The organism is Paraburkholderia nemoris (assembly GCF_905221015.1).
Taxonomy (GTDB): domain Bacteria; phylum Pseudomonadota; class Gammaproteobacteria; order Burkholderiales; family Burkholderiaceae; genus Paraburkholderia; species Paraburkholderia nemoris.
Map to the genome: position 1 here is coordinate 168741 of NZ_CAJNBO010000012.1, position 24214 is coordinate 192954.

Genomic DNA, 24214 nt, shown 5'->3' on the forward strand with positions numbered 1-24214 from the left:
GCTATGCATGCCTTGCAGACGACGTCCCAGCGAATTTCGGCCTAGAAGAGCACGAACACGGTCACGCTCGGATTGAAATAACTCCGAACGAGAGACCTTTTGGGGGAGTATTTTTACAGGGAGGGATGGACTGCAAAAACAGTCCGAATAAAATCGGCGCCTTGAAGAACGTCAACTAACAAGCATTCGATTATCGACTCGCACCCACACATCATTAGAAACCGCGCGAATGGATGAATATGGCAAGCAGAAGTAAATAAGAGAATTCCTATTTATTAAAACGGCTTAATAACCACCAACGCCACCGCCGCCAACATTCCCAACACCGGCAGTTCATTAAACATCCGATACCACTTATCCGAGCGGCGATTCTCGCCACGCTCGAACGTCCGCAGCAACACCCCGCAGTACGCGTGGTAAATGATCAGCAACACCACCACACCGACCTTCGCGAGAATCCAGCCCTGCCCGCGTCCGATGCCCACCGCGAGCCACAGCCACAGACCGCAAGCGAGCGCCGGCACCGCGATAAACGTCATGAAGCGGAACAGCTTACGCGCCATCGTCAAAAGGCGCGCCGTGGCGGCGGGTTCCGTCTCCATCGCCAGATTGACGAAGATACGCGGCAGATAGAACAGACCGGCAAACCAGGAAGCAATCAGAACGATGTGAAACGTTTTTACCCAAAGCATCAGCGGTCCTTGTACTGCTTGTCAGCGTGGAAATGAACAGGGAGCTACCCGCGCACTAAACGGAAAGCATGTGCCATCCCAACAATGGTGACAGCGCGTCGGCAGCGAACCGCGTTATTGCCGGCCTTCGCCGTGCCCCAGCACAATGTATTTCAGCGACGTCAGCCCTTCCAGCCCCACCGGCCCACGCGCATGCAGCTTGTCGTTCGAGATGCCGATCTCCGCACCCAAACCAAATTCGAAGCCATCGGCAAAGCGCGTCGACGCATTGACCATCACGCTCGCCGAGTCGACTTCGCGCAGGAAACGCATCGCGCGGTCATGGTCTTCGGTGACGATCGCGTCGGTGTGCTGCGAGCTGTAGGTGTTGATATGGTCGATGGCCGCGTCGAGGTCGTCCACCACCTTGATCGCGAGCACCGGTGCGAGATATTCGGTGCGCCAGTCTTCTTCGGTGGCATCGACAAGCGGGCCCACGCCTGCGTCCGACAACACCGCGCGCGCTGCTGCGTCCACGCGTAGTTCGACTTCCTTGCTGCGATACAGCTTGCCCAAGGGCGGCAGCACTTCAGCCGCAATGCCACGCGCCACCAGCAGCGTTTCCATCGTGTTGCAGGTGCCGTAGCGGTGCGTCTTGGCGTTATCGCAGACGGTCAACGCCTTCGCGATATCCGCGCGGTCGTCGACATAGACATGGCAGATGCCGTCGAGGTGCTTGATCATCGGCACGCGCGCTTCGTTCATCAGCCGCTCGATCAGGCTCTTACCGCCGCGCGGCACGATTACGTCGACGAATTCAGTCATCGTGATCAGCTTGCCGACCGCGGCGCGATCCGACGTAGCCACGACTTGCACCGCGTCCTGCGGCAAACCGGCGGCTTCCAGCCCTTCACCGATCAGCTTGGCCAACGCCGTGTTGCACTCCAGCGCTTCCGACCCGCCGCGCAGGATCGTCGCATTACCCGATTTCAGACACAGCGCGGCCGCGTCGATGGTCACGTTCGGGCGCGATTCGTAGATGATGCCGATCACGCCAAGCGGCACACGCATCTGACCAACCTGGATGCCGCTCGGCCGGTACTTCAGATTGCTGATCTCACCAATCGGATCGGCCAGCGCGGCGACCTGCCGCAAGCCTTCGACCATCGTCTTCAGCGCCTTGTCCGACAGCGTCAAACGATCGATGAATGCCGCATCGAACCCTTTTTCGCGGGCACGGGCAACGTCGCGCGCGTTGGCGTCCTTCAGCAACGCGGCATCGCGTTCGATCGCGTGAGCAACGGCCGCGAGCGCGGCGTTCTTTGCCGCCGTCGACGCACGCGCCATCGCACGCGATGCGTGGCGGGCGCGGCGGCCGAGGTCGGTCATGTACTGGTCGATATCCATGGTGAGTCTCATTGCGCCGCGCACGTCGAGGTGCGGCGGACAGGCAGAATTAGCGAAAGATCAAACGATTGTAAGTCGGGCGGCGGAGCTTTGCTTGACGCCACAAGCCACCAGAAGGCGTACCGGCGGGGCCTGATCAGGCGGGCCTGCGAGCAGGTGGGGCACCTGCAGAGCGAGGTCGTGGCGGCGGCACGGGCGCCGCTTTTGCCGGCGAAGCGACTGTCATCGCCAGTTCGAACAAGCCGTCCCACGGATCAGGCGGCGGATCGTTGCGATGATTGCCCGGCGTGCCACCGGACAATCCCTTCACCTGCCGATCCAGCCGCGCCGCCAAAGCGAGCGCCTTTTCGAGCGCGCTTTCAGTGACGCGCGACAGCGCCGGCCCGATCAGCCGTTCTCGCGGGCCCCAGACGCGGTTCTCGCGCACCAGCATCGCGAGCGGCTTACCCGCCGCCACGCCGCGTTTGATCCGCAACAACGTCCGCACTTCTTCGACCACCGCCCACAGCACCAGCACGGCAGCCTCGCCCTCCCCGCGCAGGCCGTCGAGCATGCGCGACAAGCGGCCGACATCGCCCGCCAGCATCGCCTCATTCAGCTTGAAAACGTCATAACGGGCGACGTTCAGCACAGCGTCCTGAATCTGTTCGAAGCTCAACGAACCGGCTGGATACAGCAGCCCGAGCTTCTGGATTTCCTGATGCGCCGCGAGCAGGTTGCCTTCCACACGTTCGGCGATGAACGCCAACGCGCGCCGCCCTTCTTCACCAGCGGCAACTCGCTGACCCTGAGCTGCGAGCCGCTGACCGACCCAATTCGGCAACTGCGCGCGCTCGACCGGATCGATTTTCAACGCCACGCCAGCCTCGGACAGCGCAGTGAACCATGCGGACTTTTGCGTGGCCGCATCAAGCCGCGGCAGCGTGACCATCGTCAACACGTCGTCATTCACAGCGGCGGCGAGCGCCTTCAGCGCATCTGCGCCTTCCTTGCCGGGCTTGCCCGACGGAATGCGCAACTCAACCAGTTGACGGTCGCCAAACAGCGACATCGATTGACTCGCGCCAAGCAGCGAACTCCAGTCGAACCCACGCTCGACGGTGAACACCGAGCGGTCAGTAAAACCGGCCGCACGCGCCGTCGAGCGAATCCGGTCGCACGCTTCCTGCGCGAGCAGGTGCTCATCCCCGTACACGACGTACAGTCCGGCGAGTCCCTTCGCGAGATGCGTTTCGAGCGCGTCAAGTCGCAGTTGCATGGCTACCGATCGGCGAGGTTAAGCAAGTACATGGGTGAATGCATGAGCACGTGCAGCAAACTAAATAACGACACAGCACTCCGCTCACAGCGGCGGCGGCGGCAACGGCGCACGCGGCGCAACCCCCGGCACCTGTTCACCCGGCGCCGGATGCAGCGAACGCACCAGCGACAGACGGCGCGTCAGCTGGTCGATCGCGTCGTTTTCCATGTCCGCGAACAGAAGGTCGGCTTCCGCAGACTTGGCCTGCGAGAACTGGTCGCTGTAAGTCATCGCGCGGTTCAGCGCGATCGTGCTCGTCGGAATCAGCACCGTGCCATCCTTGCCGACCAGCGTGTAGTTCATCGAGAGATTCATTGCATATTCTTCGACGACACCAAGCGTGTTCAGCGTCAGCGTACTGATGCCGCGGCCTTCGGTGATCTGCAGCGTTGCGTCGGCATTCGCGACCGAAGTGACCACCACCGTGTCGCTGCCGCCCTGCACGATACGCGTAAGCCGCGCGCCGGCTGCAGCCGAACCGCCGGAGATATAGAGTCGTTTGAATGCGTAGTCCTGCTGGCCGCGCAACTGGAAGCCGCAAGCGGACAACATCAGCACGCTGCATACCAGCGTCAATAACGATCTGCGAGTCACATTGGCTCCTGGTTCGCAGTAGATTCCGCGGCGCGGACAAGCGCCGCCATGAGCGGCTGCGTCCTGCCTGCTGTCATGTTTCGGTGGGCTATCAAACGACCACGTTCACGAGACGGCCCGGCACCACGACGATCTTCTTCGGTGCCTTGCCTTCGCTGAACTTCTCGACCGCCTCATGCGCAGCGGCGAGCTGTTCGATCGCTTCACGTGTCGCATCTTTCGACACCGTGAGCGCACCGCGCACCTTGCCGTTCACCTGCAGCACGAGTTCGATTTCGGCCTGTTCGAGCGCCTGTTCATCGACCTTCGGCCATGCTGCGTCGAGCAGCGAGCCGAATTCATCGGCGTAACCGAGTTCCTGCCACAACTGGAACGTCTGATGCGGTACGACCGGGTACAGCACGCGCAGCATCACGCTGTACGTCTCGCGCAGCACCGCCGGCGTTGCGCCCTTCGCGCTGTCGAGCGCGTTGAGCATCTTCATCGCCGCCGACACCACCGTGTTGTACTGCAAACGCTGGTAGTCGAAGTCGGCCTGCTTCAGCACGCTGTAGATCTCGCGGCGCAGCACCTTATCGACGTCACCGAGTTGCGCAGCGTCGAACTTGCCGCCGGCGCGCAGCGCTGTTTCGTTCGCGTGACCGAAGCTCCACACGCGGCGCAGGAAACGGCTCGCGCCTTCCACGCCCGAACCGGACCATTCGAGCTGCTGCTCGGGCGGTGCGGCGAACATCACGAACAGGCGCGCGGTGTCCGCGCCGTGCTGATCGATCAGCAATTGCGGATCGACGCCGTTGTTCTTCGACTTCGACATCTTCTCGACGCCGCCGAGCACCACCGGTTGGCCGTCCGCATTCAGCACGGCCCCGACCGGGCGACCTTTATCGTCGAACGAGACGGTGACGTCAGCCGGGTTGTACCAGGTCTTCTTACCCGCTTCGTTTTCGCGGTAGTAAGTTTCGTTGAGCACCATGCCCTGCGTCAGCAGGTTCTTGGCCGGCTCGCCGAACTCGATCAAGCCCATGTCGCGCATCACCTTCGCCCAGAAGCGCGAGTACAAAAGGTGCAGAATCGCGTGCTCGATGCCGCCGATGTACTGGTCCATCGGCGCCCAGTAATCGGTGCGCTCGTCGACCATGGTCTTCGCGTCCGGCGCCGCATAGCGGTAGAAGTACCAGGACGAATCGACGAAGGTATCCATCGTGTCGGTTTCACGCTTGGCCGCGCCGCCGCAGGTCGGGCAGGTGCAGTTCACAAACGCTTCGGACTTCGCGAGCGGATTGCCCGTGCCGTCCGGCACGAGGTCTTCCGGCAGCACCACCGGCAGATCTTTTTCCGGCACCGGCACGTCGCCGCAGGTCGGGCAGTGGATGATCGGGATCGGCGTGCCCCAGTAACGCTGGCGCGACACGCCCCAGTCACGCAGACGCCACGTGATCTGCTTGTCGCCGAGGCCGAGTTCTTTCAGATCGGCGGCGATCGCGTCGACTGCCTGCGTGTAGTCCAGACCGTCGTACTTGCCGCTGTTGACGAGCGTGCCGTCCTTGTCGCCGTACCATTCCTGCCAGGCGTCAGTCGAGTATTCCTTGCCTTCAAGGGCGACCACCTGCTTGATCGGCAGGCTGTATTTCTTCGCGAACGCGAAGTCACGTTCGTCGTGTGAAGGCACGCCCATCACCGCGCCTTCGCCGTAGCTCATCAGCACGTAGTTACCGATCCACACTTCGACCTGTTCCTGCGTCAGCGGATGCGTGACGTAGAAGCCGGTGGCCATACCCTTCTTTTCCATCGTCGCCATGTCGGCTTCAGCGACGCCGCCGCGCTTGCATTCTTCGATGAAAGCCTGCAGTTCCGGCTTGTCTTGCGCAAGACGCGTGGCGAGCGGATGCTCGGCGGCGACTGCGCAGAAGGTCACGCCCATGATCGTGTCGGCACGCGTGGTGAACACGCGCAACAGCTTCTGCTCGCCGTCGATTTCATACGGGAAACCGAAGTTCACGCCGAAGCTCTTGCCGATCCAGTTCTGCTGCATGATCTTGACGCGCTCGGGCCAGCCGAGGCCTTCGAGGTCGTTCAGCAACTCATCCGCGTACTGCGTGATGCGCATGTAGTACATCGGGATTTCGCGCTTTTCGATCAGCGCGCCCGAACGCCAGCCGCGGCCGTCGATCACCTGCTCGTTGGCGAGCACGGTCTGATCGACCGGGTCCCAGTTGACGGTGCCGGTTTTCTTGTACGCGATGCCCTTTTCGAGCATCTTCAGGAACAGCCACTGATTCCACTTGTAGTAATCGGGGCTGCAGGTGGCAACTTCGCGCGACCAGTCGATCGCGAGGCCCATCGACTGCATCTGCTTCTTCATGTAAGCGATGTTGTCGTAGGTCCACTTCGCCGGCGGTACGTTGTTCGCCATCGCGGCGTTTTCCGCCGGCATGCCGAACGCGTCCCAACCCATCGGCATCAGCACGTTGTAGCCGTTCATCCGCAGATAGCGGTACATCACGTCGTTGATCGTGTAGTTCCGCACGTGGCCCATGTGCAGCTTGCCCGACGGGTACGGCAGCATCGAGACGCAATAGAACTTGGGTTTGTCGGTGGTTTCCGACGTCTTATACGCGTCGATGGCGCGCCATTGCCCTTGCGCGGCGGCTTCGACGTCGGAGGGAACGTATTTTTCGTGCATGGTGTGATGGAATCGCTGGGTTCGGTGCTTTCGCACCGGGCCTGGTGCTCTGCTGGATGAAATGGCGTCGTTTCCCCTTCTGCGGGGGAAAGGGCTGATTATACCGTTCGCGGACGGGTGCGCCGCGTGGCGTGGCGTGCGGGGCGGCCTCGCAGGCGCAAGAGCCGCGGCATGTTTAGCGGCATGGCCCGCCGGGCGCGGCGGCGCCCGGTAACGGCGCTAGGGTTTAGCGCCCGGCGGCGGCGGGTCCGTCACGAAACCGATCCGCTCGAGCCCGGCCTGCTGCGCCGCCCCCATCACCTGCGCGATCACCTCGTAGCGTGTCGAGCGCTCGGCGCTCAGATGGATTTCCGGCTGATCGGCCTGCGCGGCTTTGCCCGCTGCCATGAATTGCGCGCGCATCTGCTGCAGCGTAATGACGGTGCCGTTCCAGTACAGCTTGCCGACGGCGTCGATTGAAAGAGAAATGGTTTGCGGCGTTTGCCGCGCGGGCGCGGCCGCGACTTTGGGCAAATCGAGCCGGATCGCGTGCGTGAATAAAGGCGCGGTAATGATAAAAATCACCAGCAGCACGAGCATCACGTCGATCAACGGCGTCATGTTGATCTCGGCCATCGGCGCGGCCGCCTGCTTTTTCTCGAGTCCGCCGAATGCCATGTCGCCTCCTTGAGTCTTCCAGTCGCGGCGGTGCGCCTAGTGCGTCCCGGCGTGTGCTTGCTGAGGCTGCGGGTGGGGCCGGGGCTGATCCGCCGGCGCGCACACATAGGCGTGCAGATCGTGCGCGAAGCCGTCGAGCTCCTCCGACAGCTGCCGCACCATCCGCCCGAGCACGTTATAGGCAAGCACCGCCGGAATCGCCACCACGAGGCCGAAAGCCGTCATGATCAGCGCCTCGCCGACCGGACCCGCGACGTTCTCGATCTGCGCCTGACCGCTCGCCGCGATGCTGCCGAGCGCGTGATAGATGCCCCAAACCGTGCCAAGCAGCCCGACGAACGGCGCCGTGCTGCCCACCGAGGCCAGCAGCACCTGGCCGAACTCGAGCCGCCGCTGCGACGCGTTGAGCGCCTGACGCAGCGCTCTCAACACCCGCTCGCCACGTTCGACGCGGGCAAGCAGTACGCCAGGAATGTCCACTTCAGCGGCATGCAGCGCGGCTTCGGCGAGCGGCGTGAAGACGCGCTCGCGGTCCACACGCTTCATTGCGGCGACGCCGTCCGACAACGTCGACGCCTGCCAGAACTGCGCAATCGCCGGCGTGGCCTGACGTTTGGCGCGAGTGAGGATCCAGCTTTTGACGATCAGAAAGCACCAGCTCGCAATCGACATAGCCAGCAACACGTACGCGACGCCATGCGTGATCGCGTCGCTGGTTTCCAGGTAATGGATGATGCCGCTGCTGCCTGCCATCTGACCTCGCTATCGGAAAGTGATTACAGGGGGCGTACGGGGCCCTGCACAGGCCCCGTGGATGCTCAACGCAGGCCGAGCACGTCCTGCATGTCGAAGAAGCCGTTCTTGTGCCCTTCGAGGAAACGTACAGCACGAAGCGCGCCTTGCGCATACGACAAACGGCTCGCCGATTTGTGCGTGATTTCGATGCGCTCGCCGATGCCCGCAAACAGCACCGTATGGTCGCCGACGATATCACCGCCGCGAATTGCCGAGAAACCGATCGTGGACGGATCGCGTTCGCCGGTCACGCCTTCGCGGCTGTAGACCGCGCAGTCGTCGAGATTGCGGCCGAGCGCGTGGGCGATCACTTCGCCCATGGTCAGCGCGGTGCCGGACGGCGCGTCGACCTTGTGGCGGTGATGCGCCTCGATGATTTCGATGTCGTAACCGGTCGCGAAATGCTTCGCGGCGTATTCGAGCAGCTTCAGCGTGACATTGACGCCCACGCTCATGTTCGACGAGAACATGATGGCGATCTGGTCCGCCGCGGCGCGCAGTTGCGCTTTCTGTTCATTGTCGAAGCCGGTCGTGCCGACCACCATTTTGACGTTGTGGCGCTGCGCGGCTTCCAGATGCATCAGCGTCCCTTCGGGGCGCGTGAAGTCGATCAGGTAGTCGGATTCCGCGAACACGCGCTCGACGTCGTCCGTCAGCAGCACGCCCGTCTGTTTGCCGAGAAACGCACCGGCGTCCTGGCCGAGTTGCGGGGAGCCCGCACGGTCGAGCGCGCCGGACAGCGTGGCGTCGGAATCATTGAGGACGGTTTCGATGAGCATCCGGCCCATACGGCCCGATGCGCCAGCAATGGCAATTTTCATGGCTACGAGGGTTCGAAAGGGGTAAAACGCGGCAAAACCCGTCAAACGCGGGCGAAAGCGGCGGCGGGCAGCACACCCGGGCGCCGCACATACAGGAACAGCAGAACGGCTGACGGGCGCTGCGCACGGTACATTCCGGCGCAGCGCCCGTCTTAGCCGTCCCAAGAGAAGGACAGCTCGCTTAGCCGCCCGTTCCCACCGTGGACGAAGAAGACGTCAACGGCGCGTTATGCGTCGGGCCGCCATTGCTGCTTTGCGGGCCCGTCGGTCCCACCGGATTGTCCTGCGTGCCCGGAACCTGCGGCGGCGGCGGACGGTGGAACTGGAACTGCGGCTGGCCGGCGGCCGTTGGGCCTTGCGACGGAATACCGCCACCATTGGCGGTCGGCGCGGTAGAGCGCACCGACGACTGCGTTTTGCCCGACGGCGACTGCACCGCATTGGTCAGGCGATTGGCGGCTTGCGCGGCTTCGGCGTTGGCGTCCGTGGACGGCACGACCACTGCGGCGGCGCCATCGACAGACGGCGAGCGCGTGGTGTCCACGGCAGCCGGCGCTGCGGCTACCGGCGCGCTGGCGCCAGTTGCGGCGCTTGCCACGTTCGGCACGGCGGCCTTCTTCTTGCCGGACTTGTCGCCGTCGATTTCAGCCAGCAACTCGAGGTTGGACGGCAAATCTTCGCCACCCGACCAGCTGGCGACGCGGTCGCCCGCGAACAGGATCACGAAGTCGCGCTGCTGCACGACGTTAGTCGAGCCGCGCTTGAAATAGAACACGTAGTCCCAGCGGTCCGCGTGGAACATGTCGGTCAACAGCGGCGTGCCGAGCAACTGCTTCACCTGGGCGCGCGACATGCCGACCTGCATCTGTGCAGCCGCTTCTTGCGAGACAAAATTGCCTTGCACCACCGTAATACGGTATGGGGTAATGCTTTGGGCAACGCGCTGCGTCAAGCTGTCGTAGGTGGAACATCCGGCAAGAACCGCGACAGTCGCAACAGCGATCAAGGTACCCCGCATGCGGCTCCCCCGGTAGATCAATTGAGATTTTGAAATCATTTCACTCACCGTGCGGGCCCGCTGACGAGCCGCGCGAGTTTCATTCCATCGAAGATGACCAGAACGGCAAAAACACATTACTATGAGAGCCCAGCATTGTACTCTAGGGATCCCTTGTCATGACCAATCCAACCGATCTCAAGAATATCGGGCTCAAGGCGACCCTTCCGCGCCTCAAAATCCTTGAGATTTTCCAGCATAGCCCAGTGCGTCATCTGACTGCAGAAGACGTCTACCGCAACCTGCTGCACGAAGAGCTCGATATCGGTCTCGCAACCGTGTATCGGGTGCTGACGCAGTTCGAGCAGGCTGGCCTGCTGTCGCGCAGCAACTTCGAATCCGGCAAAGCGGTGTTCGAACTGAACGAAGGGTCGCATCACGACCACCTCGTTTGCCTCGACTGCGGGCTCGTCGAAGAGTTTTTCGACTCCGAGATCGAAAGCCGCCAGCAATCCATCGCGAAGGAACGCGGCTTCAAGCTGCAGGAACACGCGCTGGCGCTGTACGGCGCGTGTACCAAGGAGAATTGCCCGCATCGCAAGCATTGAGGTTGAATGAGTGCGATGCCGGCCGCGTCGGGGGTGCGCGGTTCGGCGGGCAACGAAAAAACCCGGTCGATGACAATCGGCCGGGTTTTTTTATGTGTGTGGCGCTGCGATTCCAGCCTATTGCGCCAGCTCCACGCTCGCTTCGAACTGCAACCGCCATGCCTCAGTCAACGAGAATTCGTCGCAGTTGGGCTGCTCGCCGCCACGATCCACCACCACAAAATCGCTCACCTGCTCGAGCGCGAGCAGCGGATGGTGCCAGACGCCTTTCGCATAGTTCACGCCCTGCCAGCCGTCGCTCCAGAACGCCCGCATCCGCGCCGGATCGAACTCCCCCGCCGGCGCGACGACCACCAGATAGCGGCGCGCCGTTAAGGGAATGAAAGCCTGGCTGCCCAGCGGATGCCGCTCCATCATCGTGATTTCGATCGGCAGCGCTCGTGGTTGCGCCCGAAACAGGTTAACCAACGGACGGCCGCCGTGCTCCGTCACGTCGACGTTCGCGAGGTCGTGATAGCGCTCGGTCGTGCCACCGTTGATTGGGAAATGGCGCGCGCCGTCCAGTTCGATGACGTCGCCGAACGGCACGAAGGCCTCACGCGTCAGACGTTCCACATGCAAGGTTTTCATCGACGCAACTCCGTTAGGCGATCTCGCCCCACAAGCGCAGACGCGATACGCCGCCGTCCGGAAAGATATTGAAACGAACATGCGTCACCGGGCCGAGCGAGGCGATGTCATCCGCGAACGTGTGCACGTGGTCCATCTGCAGTTTCTGTTCGCCGAGCAGCACCGGCCAGAACATCGCCTGCGTGACGAGCGAATCGTCCGTGCCGCCCGTGACCGAAGCCGCCTGCAGCGAACAGCGGTCGGGGTAATTGCCCTTGAAGTGCGCCGTATCGACTTCAATCTTACGAATCACACCGGGGCGTGCGAGCGCGACGATCGCCCAGTCGTTGCCCGGTTCGCGACGGCGTCGCGTTTCCCAGCCGTCGCCCATGTTGACGCCGCGGCCCGGCATCAACATCTGCGAGGCCGGCCCGAAATGCTGGTTGTTGGCGGCGACCAGGTACGCGCCGTTTTCGATCGCGGCGAGATCCAGCAGCGTGCCGCGCTCGACACGCTCCCAGTCGCGCTTCGGCTGCCCATATACGCGCAAACGCGCGAGACCGCCGTCCGGATAGAGATTTACGCGCAGATGGGTGAACGCGCGAGCGTCGTTCACTTCGACGTAGTGGTGATGGTTGCCCTGCAGCGTTGTAGCCGGCACGAGCGTTTGCCAGTCGGCGTTGTCGGGCGGAACGTCGCCGTCCACGTAGCACGCGTCGATCGACGCGGCCGGCGGGAAGTTGCCGGTGAAGTGGCTCGTGTCCAGATCAACGCCGTACACGACGCCTGGCCGCGCGAGCCGGATCACGCAGTAGTCGTGGCCGGTGGTGCGCTTGCGGCGGGTTTCCCAGCCGTCCATCCATTTGCCGTGGTCGTCGTATTTGCCGGGAATGAACACCGCCGGCTGCGGCTCGAGCATGCGTTCTTTCGGGGCGAAGAATTCGTCGCTCGCGTAGAGCGCCTGTGCGCCCAGACGCGGGTCGGCGAGGTTCATGTAGCGACGGGTGAAAGCGGGAGCGTTGGGGTCGAGGATCGGATTAGCCATAGTCTCAGTCAGGCGACGAAAAGTAAGGAAGAGGCGGCGGAGTCAGCGCATCCGCCGGGGCAAAACGCGCGCTGCGTTGGCGCGCGGTTGAATAGCGATGAATCTGGCCGCAGTGCAACTGTGGCCGTGTTTTTTCAAACGGCCGGTGCGTGTTCGCCGGCGTTCGGCTCGACGCCAGCATCTTCGCCCGCAGGCACGTAGCGCAGCGCTGCGTCACGGTTCAACACGCGATGGGCGCGCGCCCGGTCGATGTCGTTTTCCCACACGGCGACCACCACTGTCGCCACGCAATTGCCGATCAGATTGGTCAACGCACGGGCAATACCGACGAACCAGTCGACCGGCAGGATCAGCACGAGGCCGAGCACGGGGATTGCCGGAATCGCGGATAGCGTCGCAGCCAGAATCACGATGGCCGAGCCGGGAATGCCGTGCGCGCCCTTCGACGTCACCAGCGACACCAGCACCACGACGATCAGGTCATGGATCGACAACGGCGTATTGGTGGCCTGCGCGATGAAAATCACCGCAAGCGTCAGATAGATGGAGAAGCCGTCGAGATTAAAGGAGTAGCCAGTCGGAATGACCAGCCCGACAGTCGAATCCTTGACGCCCATCCATTCGAGCTTGCGCATGATCTGCGGCAGCACCGCATCCGAAGAGGCCGTGCCGAGCACGATCGAAAGCTCCTCGCGCAGATAGCGGATCAGCTTGAAGATGCTGAAACCGGCCAGACGCATCACCACGCCCAGCACGACCGCGACGAACACGATACAGCTCGCGTAGAACACCAGCACCAGCATGCCGAGTTGCTTGAGCGACTCGACACCATAGGTGCCGGTCGTGAACGCAATCGCGCCAAGCACGCCGAGCGGTGCGAGCTTGATGATGAAACCCATCACGCGGAAGAACACCTGCGAAAGCTCGTCAATCAGGCTGCTGACGCGCTGTGCCTTATTGCCCAGCAACGACAGCGCCGAGCCGAACAGCACCGAAAACACGAGGATTTGCAGGATGTCGCCGGTCGCGAAAGCGTTGATCGCCGTGTCGGGGATGATCTTCAGCAGGAAGCCGGCCGTGTCCTTGAGGCTTTTCGCGTGCTCGGTGTAGGTCGACAGCGAAGCGGGGTCGAGCGAATGCAAGTTGATGTTCATGCCGACGCCAGGCCGCGTTGCGTAGGCCAGCACCGCGCCGATGACGAGCGCAATCGTCGTCATGACCTCGAAGTAGATCACCGCTTTGAGACCGACGCGACCGACTTTGCGCAGATCGCCGGCATGCGCCATGCCGCTCACCACCACGCAGAAGACGATCGGGCCGATCACCATCTTGATCAGCTTGAGAAAGCCGTCGCCAAGCGGGCGCAGCGTTTGGGCGAAATGCGGGAACACGGCGCCGATCACAATGCCCGCTACCAGCGCTATGACGACCCGGCCAAACAGTGAATTGAAGAACTTCAACACGGCTTCCTCCTGATTAGGATTCACATCTGTTCAGACTGGTCCGACCAGTACTGTTATGGCGAATAGTAGGAAGCCGATATACTGCCGTCAAGGATTCATTAAATAGCGTTTACCCGCTGTCTTCTGCGCATTTCCTAGCCTGATTGCACGTCTCAAACAGCTATCCATACGAGCGTTCAGAGCGCGTATTACAATGCTGGTCAGACCGCGCATCCAAAGTGAGCCACGATGAAAAACGTTCCGCATACCGTCACCGATGCCGCCATCGCGACCATCCGCGAACGGATCGAAGCGGGCGTCTATCCGGTCGGCAGTTTGCTGCCGGCGCAACGTCAGCTCTCCGAGGAACTGGCGATCAGCCGCGCCTCGTTGCGCGAGGCGCTCTCGACGCTTGAAGCGCTCGGTCTGCTGATGATTCGCCCTGGTAAGGGCGTGTATGTGGAAAGCTCGCAGGCCGCGGCTGCGCAACCGTGGCGCTTCGCAGAGCAGTCGTCGCTGCCGGATACCTATCAGATGCGTTTCGCGCTGGAAGGCTTTATTGCGCGCATGGCGGCGCTGGCCGTCAGCGATTCGGACCTCGCCTGGTTCGAAGACAACATCGCGGCCATGCAGACGACACTCGCCTGCGACGAACTCGACGAAGCCGCCCGCCTCGACTACGACTTCCACATGCGCATCGTGAGCATTGCCGGCAACGCGGCGATCGAATCGATCCTGAGCAGCGCCGCGGACATCATGAAAGAAAGCCAGCGGATGCCGTTTTACCGGCGTGAACTGGTGCTGTCCACGTACACCGAGCATCGGGCGATTCTCGATGCGCTTACGGCGCGGGATTCCGCTGCGGCCGGTAAGGCGATCGAAACGCATATCTCGAACGCCGCGCAGCGCGCCGGCGTTTATTTTCCGACTCCGCAGGCGTAAAAAAAAACCGCTCCGAGGAGCGGTTTTTTTTTGCAGTTGCCCTGCAACTGGCCCTAGGCCAGCAGCAGAAGCACACGAAGCTAGAACAAGCTTACTTCGCGTTGGCCAGCGCCACAGCCGTGTCCAGCATGCGGTTCGAGAAGCCCCACTCGTTGTCGTACCAGCTCGACACCTTCACCAGACGGCCCGACACCTTGGTCAGCGTTGCGTCGAACGTCGACGAAGCCGGGTTGTGGTTGAAGTCGATCGAGACCAGCGGTGCGTCGTTGTAGCCGAGGATGCCCTTCAGCGCGCCTTCCGATGCTTCCTTCATGATCGCGTTCACTTCTTCGACCGTCGTGTCGCGTGCGGCGATGAACGACAGGTCGACGACCGACACGTTGATCGTCGGGACGCGAATCGCGTAGCCGTCCAGCTTGCCGTTCAGTTCCGGCAGCACGAGACCCACTGCCGATGCAGCACCGGTCTTGGTCGGGATCTGGCTGTGCGTAGCCGAGCGCGCGCGGCGCAGGTCTTCGTGGTACACGTCCGTCAGAACCTGGTCGTTCGTGTATGCGTGGATCGTGGTCATCAGACCGTTCACCAGGCCGATCTTGTCGTTCAGCGGCTTGACGAGCGGTGCCAGGCAGTTGGTCGTGCACGATGCGTTCGAGATCACCGTGTCCGATGCCTTCAGCACGTTGTGGTTCACGCCATAGACGATCGTTGCGTCGACGTCCTTACCGCCCGGCGCCGAGATGATGACCTTCTTTGCGCCGCCCTTGATGTGCGCGCTGGCCTTTTCCTTGGTCGTGAAAAAGCCCGTGCATTCCATCACGACGTCGACGTTCAGCTCGCCCCACGGCAGTTCTGCCGGGTTGCGGTTAGCCAGCACGCGGATCTTGTCGCCGTTGACGACCAGGTAGTCGCCGTCCACCGACACTTCGCCCGGGAACTTGCCGTGCGCCGTGTCGTATTGCGTCAGGTGAGCGTTCGTCTTGGCATCGCCAAGATCGTTGATGGCGACGATTTCGATATCGTGCTTCTTGCCGTTTTCATAGAAGGCGCGCAGCGTGTTGCGGCCGATCCGGCCGTAGCCGTTGATTGCGACGCGAATCGTCATGGTCTATCTCCTGATGGCTGAAAAAAAATCTTCCATGTTCGTCTGCCCTTCCGGCACGACCGCGCGTGGGGTACACGCGGCCGTGCCTACCGAAGGTCAGCCGAGTGCGGCTTTGGCCGTCTCTACCACGTTCTCGACGGTGAAGCCGAAATGCTTGAACAGCACGCCAGCGGGGGCCGATTCGCCGAACGTGTCGATGCCGACCACGCCGCCTTCCAGACCCACGTACTTGCGCCAGAAATCTGTCACGCCCGCTTCGATCGCGACGCGGCGCACGCCCTTCGGCAGCACGCGTTCACGGTACTCGGCGTCCTGCTTGTCGAACACGGTGGTCGACGGCATCGACACGACGCGCGCCGCGATGCCTTCGCGAGCCAGCGGCTCAACTGCGTTCAACGCCAGTTCGACTTCCGAACCGGTGGCGATCAGGATGACCTTGCGCGCGACGATCTCGTCGTTCCAGTCGCGCAGCACGTAACCACCCTTTTCGATATTGGCGATCTGCGCGTCAGTACGCTCCGAGAACGGCAGGTTCTGACGGCTGAAGATCAGGCACGAGGGGCCATGATGCTCGACCGCATGGGTCCAGGCCACCGCCGTTTCGACCGTATCGGCCGGGCGCCACACTTGCAGATTCGGGATCAGACGCAGGCTTGCGACGTGTTCGATCGACTGGTGGGTCGGGCCATCTTCGCCCAGACCGATCGAGTCGTGCGTGAACACGAAGATCGACGGCGACTTCATCAGCGCGGCGACGCGCAGCGCGTTGCGGCTGTAGTCCGAGAACGTCAGGAACGTGCCGCCGAAGGCCTTGAAGCCGCCATGCAGCGCGATGCCGTTGATCGCGGCGCTCATGCCGAATTCGCGCACGCCGTAGTTCACGTAGTTGCCGGCAGCGTGGCCTTCAGCGTTCACACGCACCGGCTTGGCGGCCTTCCAGTTGGTCAGGTTCGAACCGGTCAGGTCGGCGGAACCGCCGAGCAGTTCCGGCAACACGGCCGACAAACCTTCGATAGCCTGTTGCGATGCCTTACGCGTCGCGACCGTTTCCTTACGCTCGTTCGCGCCGGCGATGATCGCCTTGGCCTTTTCCTTCCAGTCGGCGGGCAATTGCTTCGCGTCGCGGCGCTTGAATTCAGCGGCTTCCTGCGGGTATTTGGCTGCGTACGCTGCAAACGCCTTGTCCCAGTCGGATTCGTTGCGTGCGCCGGCTTCTGTTGCATCCCATGCCGCATAGACTTCCTGCGGAATCACGAACGGCTCCCACTTCCAGCCGATCGCTTCGCGCGTGGCCGCGATTTCCTTGTCGCCGAGCGGCGAGCCGTGCGAATCGTGACTGCCCGACTTGGTCGGCGCGCCTTCGCCGATTACCGTCTTGCAGCAGATCAGCGTCGGCTTGTCCGACAGTTTGGCCTGCTTGATTGCCGCATCCACCGCGTCGACGTCATGGCCGACCACGTTCGGGATCACGTTCCAGCCGTACGCTTCGAAGCGCTTCGGCGTGTCGTCGTGGAACCAGTGAACCACTTCGCCGTCGATCGAGATGCCGTTGTCGTCGTAGAACGCGATCAGCTTGTTCAGCTTCAGCACACCAGCGAGCGAGCAGGCTTCGTGCGAGATGCCTTCCATCAGGCAGCCGTCGCCCACGAACACATACGTGTGGTGATCGACGATCTTCGCGTCAGACTTGTTGAATTCGGTGGCAAGCAGCGATTCGGCGAGCGCCATGCCGACTGCGTTGGCCAGACCCTGGCCGAGCGGGCCGGTGGTGGTCTCGACGCCCGGCGTGATGCCGTATTCCGGGTGACCCGGCGTCTTCGAATGCATTTGACGGAAGTTTTTCAGCTCTTCCATCGGCAGGTCGTAGCCGGTCAGATGCAGCAGCGAGTACAGCAGCATCGAGCCGTGGCCGTTCGACAGCACGAAGCGGTCGCGATCGGCCCATTGCGGGTTCTTCGGGTTGTGACGCAGATGGCGCGACCACAAAGCCACGCCGATTTCGGCCATGCCCATCGGCATGCCGGGGTGGCCGGAGTTCGCTTTTTGAACGGCGTCCATGGACAACGCGCGGATCGCGTTGGCCATCAGGGAGGTGGGTGCGGGAGACGGGGTCGTCATGTCGAGTCCGGAGACAGAGTCAGAAGGCGGTGCGCGCTTGAGGCCCGGATGCTCGAATGCCAGTCCACTTCGGCGCACGGTGCGGCGCCAGGAGACGCGAAACGGGCAGAGCAAACGGACAAGGCTGAAAGCGTGACATTCTAACAGAACGTTGACCGGCACCCCTCGCGCAAAGCCGCCTGGCGGCCTGGTTTCAGGCTGGTTCCGCACGCGGACCGGGCCCGCGCCACGCCTGCGCCTTTACAATTGAGCGACACCAACCCACCGCGCTCCCAACGGAGCCCGTCATCCGTGAGCGCTCCCCTGCTGTTCCACCCTACCGCCGACGCCGTCTACGGATTTCCGAACGCGCGGCGGCTTGCGCGCGTCGATTCGCCCTATCAGCGGATCGAGGTGTGGGACACGCCGCAGCTCGGCCGGCTGTTTACGCTCGACGGCCGCCCGATGACCTCCACCGGCGACGAATTCATCTACCACGAATGCATGGTGCATCCGGCCGCGCTCGCGCATCCATCGCCGAAAGCAGCGCTGGTGCTGGGCGGCGGCGATGGCGGCGCCGCCCAGCAATTGCTGAAGCACCCGGGCATCGAGCGGATCGTGGTGGCAGAGCTCGATGCCGAAGTCGTGCGCCTGACCCGCGAGTATCTGCCCGAGGTGCACGGCGGCGCTTTCGACGATCCGCGCGTTGAGCTGGTAATCGGCGACGCCGCGGATTTCGTCGCTGGGGCCCTCCAAACGGTCCCCGCCACAGAACAATTCGATCTGGTCGTCTTCGACCTGACACCGCCGGACTCACCCGCCTCAGGCCTTTACACGCCAGACTTCTATATGCAACTCAAGCGCGTCATGAGCCCGACCGCCGCGCTCTCGCTGCACCTCGGTTCTCCCTATTTCCACGCGGAACGCATCGCCGGCCTGCTCAACGATCTGCGCGACACCTTCGCCATCGTGCGCACAATGAGCACCTTCATCCCGCTCTACGGCTCGCTCTGGATGATGGCGACCGCCAGCGACACGCTCGACCCCGCCAGCCTCACCGTCGAAGCCCTCACCGAGCGCCTTGCCGCACGTCGAATCGACTCACTGAAACACTACGACCCAACCCTGCATGCCGGACTGTTCTCGGCATCCCGGTCCGTGCGCGATAAACTAAGTCAATTCTTAAAGCCATCAAGCTAACGCGTGGGCAGAATGCACGGTTCGGTCGGCGCGCGCCATCGGTGTATCGATGCGCGACCGCCCGCCTGGCCTCGCAGCATGCATCCCGCAACCCCAAAAGATCCGGAGAACCCCATGACCGCCTCCCGCCCAGCCGGTGTGCCCTGGTTGACCCCCTATCTGACGGTGCGCGACGCACGTGCCGCCACGGCGTTCTTCGAAGCAGCATTCGGCTTCGAGGTACGTGACAGCGTCCAGGACGATGGTGTCGTCATGCATGTGGAGATGACCTATCAAGGCCAGCTGATCGTGATGTTCGCGCCGGAAGGCGCGTTCGGCTCAGCGGCGAAAACACCCAAAAGCGCGGGCGCAATTGCGCCGCAATCGTTCTATGTCTATGTCGACGATGTCGACGCGGTTTACACGCGGGCGCTGGCCGCCGGCGCAAAATCGCTGAGCGAGCCACAGGATCAATTCTGGGGCGACCGGTTTGCCCAGGTCGAAGATCTGGACGGCTACCGTTGGGCGCTCGCTCGCCACCTTTCGTGAACCAATGAGTATTTTTCTGATGCCTCGCTTCTTCGTCGGTACGCCCCTCACGCCCGACGACATCATGCAGTTGCCCGATGACGTCACGCGCCACATCCTCGTGCTGCGTTTGCAGCCAGGCGATTCGATCGTGCTTTTCAACGGAGAAGGCGGCGAATACAGCGCCGAACTCGTCGAGGTCGAACGCCGCTCAGCCAAGGTCAGAATTCACGAATTCCGCAATATCGAAGTGGAAGCGCCGTATCACCTCACCCTCGCGCAGGGCATCGCCGGCGGCGACAAGATGGACTGGCTCATCGAGAAGGCGGTCGAGCTCGGGGCATCGTGTTTTGTGCCGCTGACCACCACGCGCAGCGTCGTGCGTCTTTCCGGCGAGCGCGCGCAGCGGCGGCATGTGCATTGGCAAGGCATCGTGCGCGCGTCGTGCGAACAGTGCGGGCGCAATCGCCTGCCGGAAGTGATGCCTGTGCGTGAGATCGCCACATGGCTCGGCGCGCTGCCTCGCACGCCCGAAGAAGGCGAAATGCGCATTCTGCTGTCGCCGCGCGCCAGCATCAGCTTTTCGGCACTGCCCGTTAATCCGCCATTCGGGCGCGTGACCGTGCTGGTTGGCCCGGAAGGCGGTTTTTCGGCGGCGGAAGAAGCCGCTGCGACTGATCATGGATTTACCGCCGTCGGTCTCGGTCCGCGTGTGTTGCGCACGGAAACCGCCGGCATCGCAGTGCTCTCGGCATTAGCAGCCCGCTGGGGTGCCTGGTAAGCCAAAAGCAAAAACAAAAGCAAAGGCCCGCCAATTGGCGGGCCTTTCTCTTTTACAACGGTAGGCGGTCCTCAGGCACTCCATTCAAGCAAGATGCTCGGGCCTATCTTACGCAAACGAATAAAACACCCGAAACGCGACCTTGCGCTCGGCCCAGAACTCGGACGCTTCGCGGAACACGTCCAGTAGCGTCTCGCGCCCTTCCTTGTCGAACTTTTGCGCGACCGGCAACTGCTCGAGCACGATCACGAACCCGGGCTGCGCGCCAGCCTTGTGGACCAGATCGGTCAGGCAATCGTAGAGCGCGTCGTAATTCTTGCCGAAATGCTTCGGAAACAGGAACGACGTAGCAATGGTCTCCAGCACTTCCTGTTTGGACTGAGCGTTCGCGCAGTACGCGTACAGAAAGTGCTGGCCGAGCTGGTTGGCCTCGTCAGCGAGATCCTGCACGCGAAACGCGCGGATCGACTGTACGATGTTCGGTCGTACGGTCTTGAAAAGACTCATGGGCTCCTCGTTCGATGCAAGCACAGTGCTGCCTTCGCTCTGGGTATCCCGGCCCTGGTCGCCGGCGCGCATCCGCATGACGCGCTGGAACAAATTGCCGTCGCCGGCCGCGAAAAGATCCGTCGCGACTCCGGAGTCGTGCGCGTAGACGTTGTCGCTCATGCCGTTCATCCCGATGTCATTCAACAATACGATTAAAACTGGTGTAATGGTCGTCCGAGTAATAACAGTTGTCGATCCGCTGTAGCGGACCTCCGCAGACGATGCGACGCGCCCCGCGGTTTCGTGAACGAGGCGTGGGAACGGTGTATTCGTGGTAAAAGCCGCGCCGATGCGGCGGTAGCAACCGTTCGCGATTGCCGAATACGATGCCGTCCTTCTCATACGGGTAAGGCCCGCCCGCGGCAATCAAGTTCAATGTATTGACCGCTTCGCGCGGCAACTGCGCCGCCGCGATAGTGCCCTGCACCTGAGCTTGTGTATCGGCCGATGCCGTGGAGTCGCGCGCAAACGCGCCAGGCACGGAGCCGGATAAAGCGCAGAGCGTCAAAGCACCGATCAGCACGCCTTTAATGCGCAGCCACTTGCGTGCCATGAATCAAGGTTCCCCGCTGTTAGATCACGAGTTTGACGACCATGAAAGTCGTAAGGGTATCGCTAAAACCCCACAGAATCAACGTTCGCCGGACAGGCAAAAGCTTCCAATCGCGCGGGAAAGAGCCACGGAACGGGCTTTGACGACTTTTGACAGAATATTTAGCTTGTGCAGGCTAAAATTAACCCGACGAAGCAAATGGAGGCAGGCCCAAGCCCACTGGGCGCCCATTGCGCAGCCCATTCCCTCTAATGAAAGCCTTGGGGATCCGCAGTCTCTCGAAGGCGGAATGGTCTCATTCGGCCTTTTTTAGGGTGGCAATCCCCTGTTCACCCGCAGGCGTGCCCATTGCGGGCACGCCTTTTTTTTGCGCGGCGCCCAATCAGGCGGCGCCACGCTTCATTCCCGGATCAGGTATCAGCGGGAGGCGATCACGTCGGCAACCAGCAGCGCCGTCATGTTGACGATGCGGCGAACCGTGGCCGAAGCCGTCAGCACGTGCACCGGCTTGGCTGCGCCGAGCAGCATCGGACCAATCGCGATGTTGTTGCCCGCGGCGGTCTTCAGCAGGTTGTACGAAATGTTGGCCGCGTCGATGTTCGGCAGCACCAGCAGGTTCGCATCGCCTTCGAGCGTCGAGTCGGGCAGCACTTCGCGGCGCAGATTCGCGTCGAGCGCGAGGTCGCCGTGCATTTCGCCGTCCACTTGCAGGTCGGGTGCGCGCTCGCGCAGGATCGCCAGCGTGTCGCGCATTTTCTGCGCGGTCGGCGCATTGCTCGAACCAAAGTTCGAGTGCGACACCAGCGCGATCTTCGGTTCGATACCGAAGCGGCGCACTTCCTCGGCGGCCATGATCGTGATCTCAGCCAGCTGCTCCGGCGTCGGATCGACGTTCACGTGCGTGTCGACGAGGAAAATCTGGCGGTTCGGCAACACCAGCGCATTCATTGCCGCATAGACCTTCGCGCCTTGCTTCTTGCCGATCACCTGATCGATGAAGTGCAGGTGGCGATGCGTGGTGGACACCGTGCCGCAGATCATGCCGTCCGCCTCGCCCTTCTCCACCATCATCGCGCCGATCAGCGTGGTGCGGCGGCGCATTTCGAGCTTCGCCATCTGCTCGGTGATGCCCTTGCGGGACATCATCTTGTGATATTCCTGCCAGAAATCGCGATAACGTTCGTCGTGGTCGGTGTTCACGACCGAGTAGTCCTGACCCGCGATCAGACGCAGGCCGTAACGCGCGATGCGCTGTTCGATCACCGCCGGACGGCCGATCAGGATCGGCTTCGCGAGCTTTTCGTCGACGATGATCTGCATCGCGCGCAGCACGCGCTCTTCTTCGCCTTCCGCGAACACGATGCGCTTCTTCTCCGGCTCGACGCCACGCGCCAGCTGGAAAATCGGCTTCATGGTCGTGCCGCTGTGATACACGAACTGCTGCAGATGCTGTTCGTAGGCTTCCATGTCTTCGATCGGACGCTCGGCGACGCCCGAATCCATCGCGGCCTTCGCCACCGCCGGCGCGACCTTGACGATCAGGCGCGGGTCGAACGGCTTCGGAATCAGATATTCCGGACCAAACGAAAGATCCTGGATGCCGTACGCAGTCGCGACGATATCGCTCTGCTCCTGGCGTGCCAGTTCGGCGATCGCGTTGACCGCGGCGATCTCCATTTCACGCGTCACCGTCGTCGCGCCCGCATCCAGCGCGCCGCGGAACAGGAACGGGAACACCAGCACGTTGTTCACCTGGTTCGGGTAGTCCGTGCGGCCCGTACAGAGCACGGCGTCCGGACGCACTTCGAGCGCCAGTTCCGGCAGGATTTCCGGGGTCGGGTTGGCCAGCGCCAGGATCAGCGGCTTGTCGGCCATCTGCTTGACCATGTCCTGCTTCAGCACGCCGCCGGCCGAGAGACCGAGGAAAATATCCGCGCCGCCGATCGCCTCAGCGAGCGTACGAGCGTCGGTTTCGCGGGCAAAGCGCTCCTTGTCCGGGTCCATCAGTTCGACGCGGCCCTTGTAGACCACGCCGGCCAGGTCGGTAACCGTGATGTTTTCGAGCGGCAGGCCGATGTCGACCAGCAAATCCAGACAGGCCAGCGCCGCCGCGCCCGCGCCGGACGACACCAGCTTGACCTTCTTGATGTCCTTGCCGACGACCTTCAAGCCGTTGGTGATGGCTGCCGCGACAACGATGGCCGTACCGTGCTGGTCATCGTGGAAGACCGGAATCTTCATGCGCTTGCGGCATTCGCGCTCGACGATGAAACAGTCCGGCGCCTTGATGTCTTCAAGGTTGATACCGCCGAAGGTCGGCTCCAGCGCGGCGATCACCTCGACCAGCTTGTGCGGATCGGACTCGTTCAGTTCGATATCGAACACGTCGATGCCGGCGAACTTCTTGAACAGGACGGCCTTGCCTTCCATGACCGGCTTCGACGCGAGCGGCCCGATGTTGCCGAGACCCAGCACCGCGGTGCCGTTCGTGACGACGCCGACCAGGTTGCTGCGCGCGGTGAAACGGGCGGCGTTCAGCGGGTTTTCGACGATTTCCTCACACGCGAACGCAACGCCCGGCGAGTATGCCAACGCGAGGTCGCGCTGGTTGATCATCTGCTTGGTGGGGGCGATCGCGATCTTCCCGGGGGTCGGGAACTCGTGATAATCGAGAGCGGCTTCGCGGAGTTTGCTATTGACGGGAGTCGACATAAGGCGGGCTTCGAAGGGCGGATTAGAATAGATGTTCGACGGCATTGTAGCCCCAATTGCCGGCTCAATTCCTTCAATACGGGTACAACTGCCGCGACTGAAATATAGCGAAAGGCAGACATGGCGCACTTTGGGCCAACCA

At 62.4% G+C, this 24214-nt stretch carries 22 protein-coding genes; 5 read left to right on the plus strand and 17 right to left on the minus strand.

The window, feature by feature from the left end:
* Positions 1–275: 275 nt before the first annotated feature.
* From KHO33_RS20160 to bamE, 9 genes are all read right to left on the minus strand, one after another.
* The gene (locus KHO33_RS20160; protein ID WP_200565202.1) at positions 276–692 is read right to left on the minus strand and encodes a CopD family protein; all 417 of its coding nucleotides are present in this window, start codon (positions 690–692) and stop codon (positions 276–278) included.
* Between the two features lie 114 nt (positions 693–806).
* Positions 807–2078: a glutamate-5-semialdehyde dehydrogenase gene (locus KHO33_RS20165; RefSeq protein ID WP_200565203.1), complete on the minus strand. Its 1272-nt coding sequence runs from the start codon at positions 2076–2078 to the stop codon at positions 807–809.
* Positions 2079–2214: 136 nt separating this feature from the next.
* Entirely contained in the window at positions 2215–3336 is a 1122-nt protein-coding gene (gene holA / locus KHO33_RS20170) for a DNA polymerase III subunit delta (protein ID WP_200565204.1), read from the minus strand.
* 84 nt (positions 3337–3420) lie between these two features.
* Positions 3421–3972, minus strand: a complete 552-nt coding sequence (locus KHO33_RS20175) for an LPS-assembly lipoprotein LptE (RefSeq protein WP_200565205.1) — start codon at positions 3970–3972, stop codon at positions 3421–3423.
* A gap of 91 nt (positions 3973–4063) precedes the next feature.
* Positions 4064–6655, minus strand: coding sequence for a leucine--tRNA ligase (leuS, locus tag KHO33_RS20180; RefSeq protein WP_200565206.1), 2592 nt, complete (start codon positions 6653–6655; stop codon positions 4064–4066).
* 219 nt (positions 6656–6874) lie between these two features.
* The gene (locus tag KHO33_RS20185) at positions 6875–7312 is read right to left on the minus strand and encodes an ExbD/TolR family protein (protein ID WP_054034512.1); all 438 of its coding nucleotides are present in this window, start codon (positions 7310–7312) and stop codon (positions 6875–6877) included.
* A gap of 36 nt (positions 7313–7348) precedes the next feature.
* A complete protein-coding gene (locus KHO33_RS20190) occupies positions 7349–8065 on the minus strand; it encodes a MotA/TolQ/ExbB proton channel family protein (protein ID WP_200565207.1) in 717 nt (238 codons plus the stop codon).
* A 65-nt stretch (positions 8066–8130) separates the two neighbouring features.
* Complete coding sequence (gene dapB / locus KHO33_RS20195) at positions 8131–8928, minus strand: 4-hydroxy-tetrahydrodipicolinate reductase (protein ID WP_200565208.1); 798 nt, start codon at positions 8926–8928, stop codon at positions 8131–8133.
* 181 nt (positions 8929–9109) lie between these two features.
* On the minus strand, positions 9110–9946 hold the full coding sequence (gene bamE, locus KHO33_RS20200) for an outer membrane protein assembly factor BamE domain-containing protein (protein WP_200565269.1): 837 nt from the start codon (positions 9944–9946) through the stop codon (positions 9110–9112).
* A 158-nt stretch (positions 9947–10104) separates the two neighbouring features.
* Between bamE and fur the strand changes: the two genes are divergently transcribed.
* Entirely contained in the window at positions 10105–10533 is a 429-nt protein-coding gene (gene fur / locus KHO33_RS20205; protein WP_012434340.1) for a ferric iron uptake transcriptional regulator, read from the plus strand.
* A 117-nt stretch (positions 10534–10650) separates the two neighbouring features.
* On the opposite strand, the gene KHO33_RS20210 is transcribed toward fur, so the two are convergent.
* From KHO33_RS20210 to KHO33_RS20220, 3 genes are all read right to left on the minus strand, one after another.
* Positions 10651–11163, minus strand: coding sequence for an ureidoglycolate lyase (locus tag KHO33_RS20210; protein ID WP_200565209.1), 513 nt, complete (start codon positions 11161–11163; stop codon positions 10651–10653).
* Between the two features lie 13 nt (positions 11164–11176).
* Positions 11177–12187 (minus strand): allantoicase, encoded by a 1011-nt coding sequence (gene alc / locus KHO33_RS20215; protein WP_054034515.1) that lies wholly within the window; start codon positions 12185–12187, stop codon positions 11177–11179.
* 134 nt (positions 12188–12321) lie between these two features.
* Complete coding sequence (locus KHO33_RS20220) at positions 12322–13650, minus strand: C4-dicarboxylate transporter DctA (protein ID WP_200565210.1); 1329 nt, start codon at positions 13648–13650, stop codon at positions 12322–12324.
* Positions 13651–13878: 228 nt separating this feature from the next.
* Here KHO33_RS20220 and KHO33_RS20225 point away from each other — a divergent pair, with 228 nt between their 5' ends.
* Positions 13879–14571, plus strand: a complete 693-nt coding sequence (locus KHO33_RS20225; protein WP_200565211.1) for a FadR/GntR family transcriptional regulator — start codon at positions 13879–13881, stop codon at positions 14569–14571.
* A 91-nt stretch (positions 14572–14662) separates the two neighbouring features.
* On the opposite strand, the gene gap is transcribed toward KHO33_RS20225, so the two are convergent.
* Together gap and tkt are read right to left on the minus strand one after the other, a co-directional pair.
* Positions 14663–15673, minus strand: a complete 1011-nt coding sequence (gap, locus tag KHO33_RS20230) for a type I glyceraldehyde-3-phosphate dehydrogenase (RefSeq protein WP_175158106.1) — start codon at positions 15671–15673, stop codon at positions 14663–14665.
* 96 nt (positions 15674–15769) lie between these two features.
* The gene (gene tkt, locus KHO33_RS20235; RefSeq protein ID WP_200565212.1) at positions 15770–17791 is read right to left on the minus strand and encodes a transketolase; all 2022 of its coding nucleotides are present in this window, start codon (positions 17789–17791) and stop codon (positions 15770–15772) included.
* A gap of 291 nt (positions 17792–18082) precedes the next feature.
* Here tkt and speE point away from each other — a divergent pair, with 291 nt between their 5' ends.
* The 3 genes from speE (at position 18083) to KHO33_RS20250 (ending at position 20258) form a co-directional block, all read left to right on the plus strand.
* Positions 18083–18970: a polyamine aminopropyltransferase gene (speE, locus tag KHO33_RS20240; RefSeq protein ID WP_200565213.1), complete on the plus strand. Its 888-nt coding sequence runs from the start codon at positions 18083–18085 to the stop codon at positions 18968–18970.
* A gap of 114 nt (positions 18971–19084) precedes the next feature.
* Positions 19085–19498, plus strand: a complete 414-nt coding sequence (locus KHO33_RS20245) for a VOC family protein (protein ID WP_054034519.1) — start codon at positions 19085–19087, stop codon at positions 19496–19498.
* Between the two features lie 19 nt (positions 19499–19517).
* Positions 19518–20258, plus strand: coding sequence for a 16S rRNA (uracil(1498)-N(3))-methyltransferase (locus KHO33_RS20250; RefSeq protein WP_054034682.1), 741 nt, complete (start codon positions 19518–19520; stop codon positions 20256–20258).
* A 108-nt stretch (positions 20259–20366) separates the two neighbouring features.
* Here KHO33_RS20250 and KHO33_RS20255 read toward each other — a convergent pair whose 3' ends face one another.
* The 3 genes from KHO33_RS20255 to KHO33_RS20265 all read right to left on the minus strand — a co-directional run bounded on the left by KHO33_RS20255 (position 20367) and on the right by KHO33_RS20265 (position 24117).
* Positions 20367–20927: a barstar family protein gene (locus KHO33_RS20255; RefSeq protein WP_054034683.1), complete on the minus strand. Its 561-nt coding sequence runs from the start codon at positions 20925–20927 to the stop codon at positions 20367–20369.
* 16 nt (positions 20928–20943) lie between these two features.
* Complete coding sequence (locus KHO33_RS20260) at positions 20944–21360, minus strand: ribonuclease (RefSeq protein WP_054034520.1); 417 nt, start codon at positions 21358–21360, stop codon at positions 20944–20946.
* Positions 21361–21777: 417 nt separating this feature from the next.
* On the minus strand, positions 21778–24117 hold the full coding sequence (locus KHO33_RS20265) for an NADP-dependent malic enzyme (RefSeq protein WP_200565214.1): 2340 nt from the start codon (positions 24115–24117) through the stop codon (positions 21778–21780).
* Positions 24118–24214: the final 97 nt, after the last annotated feature.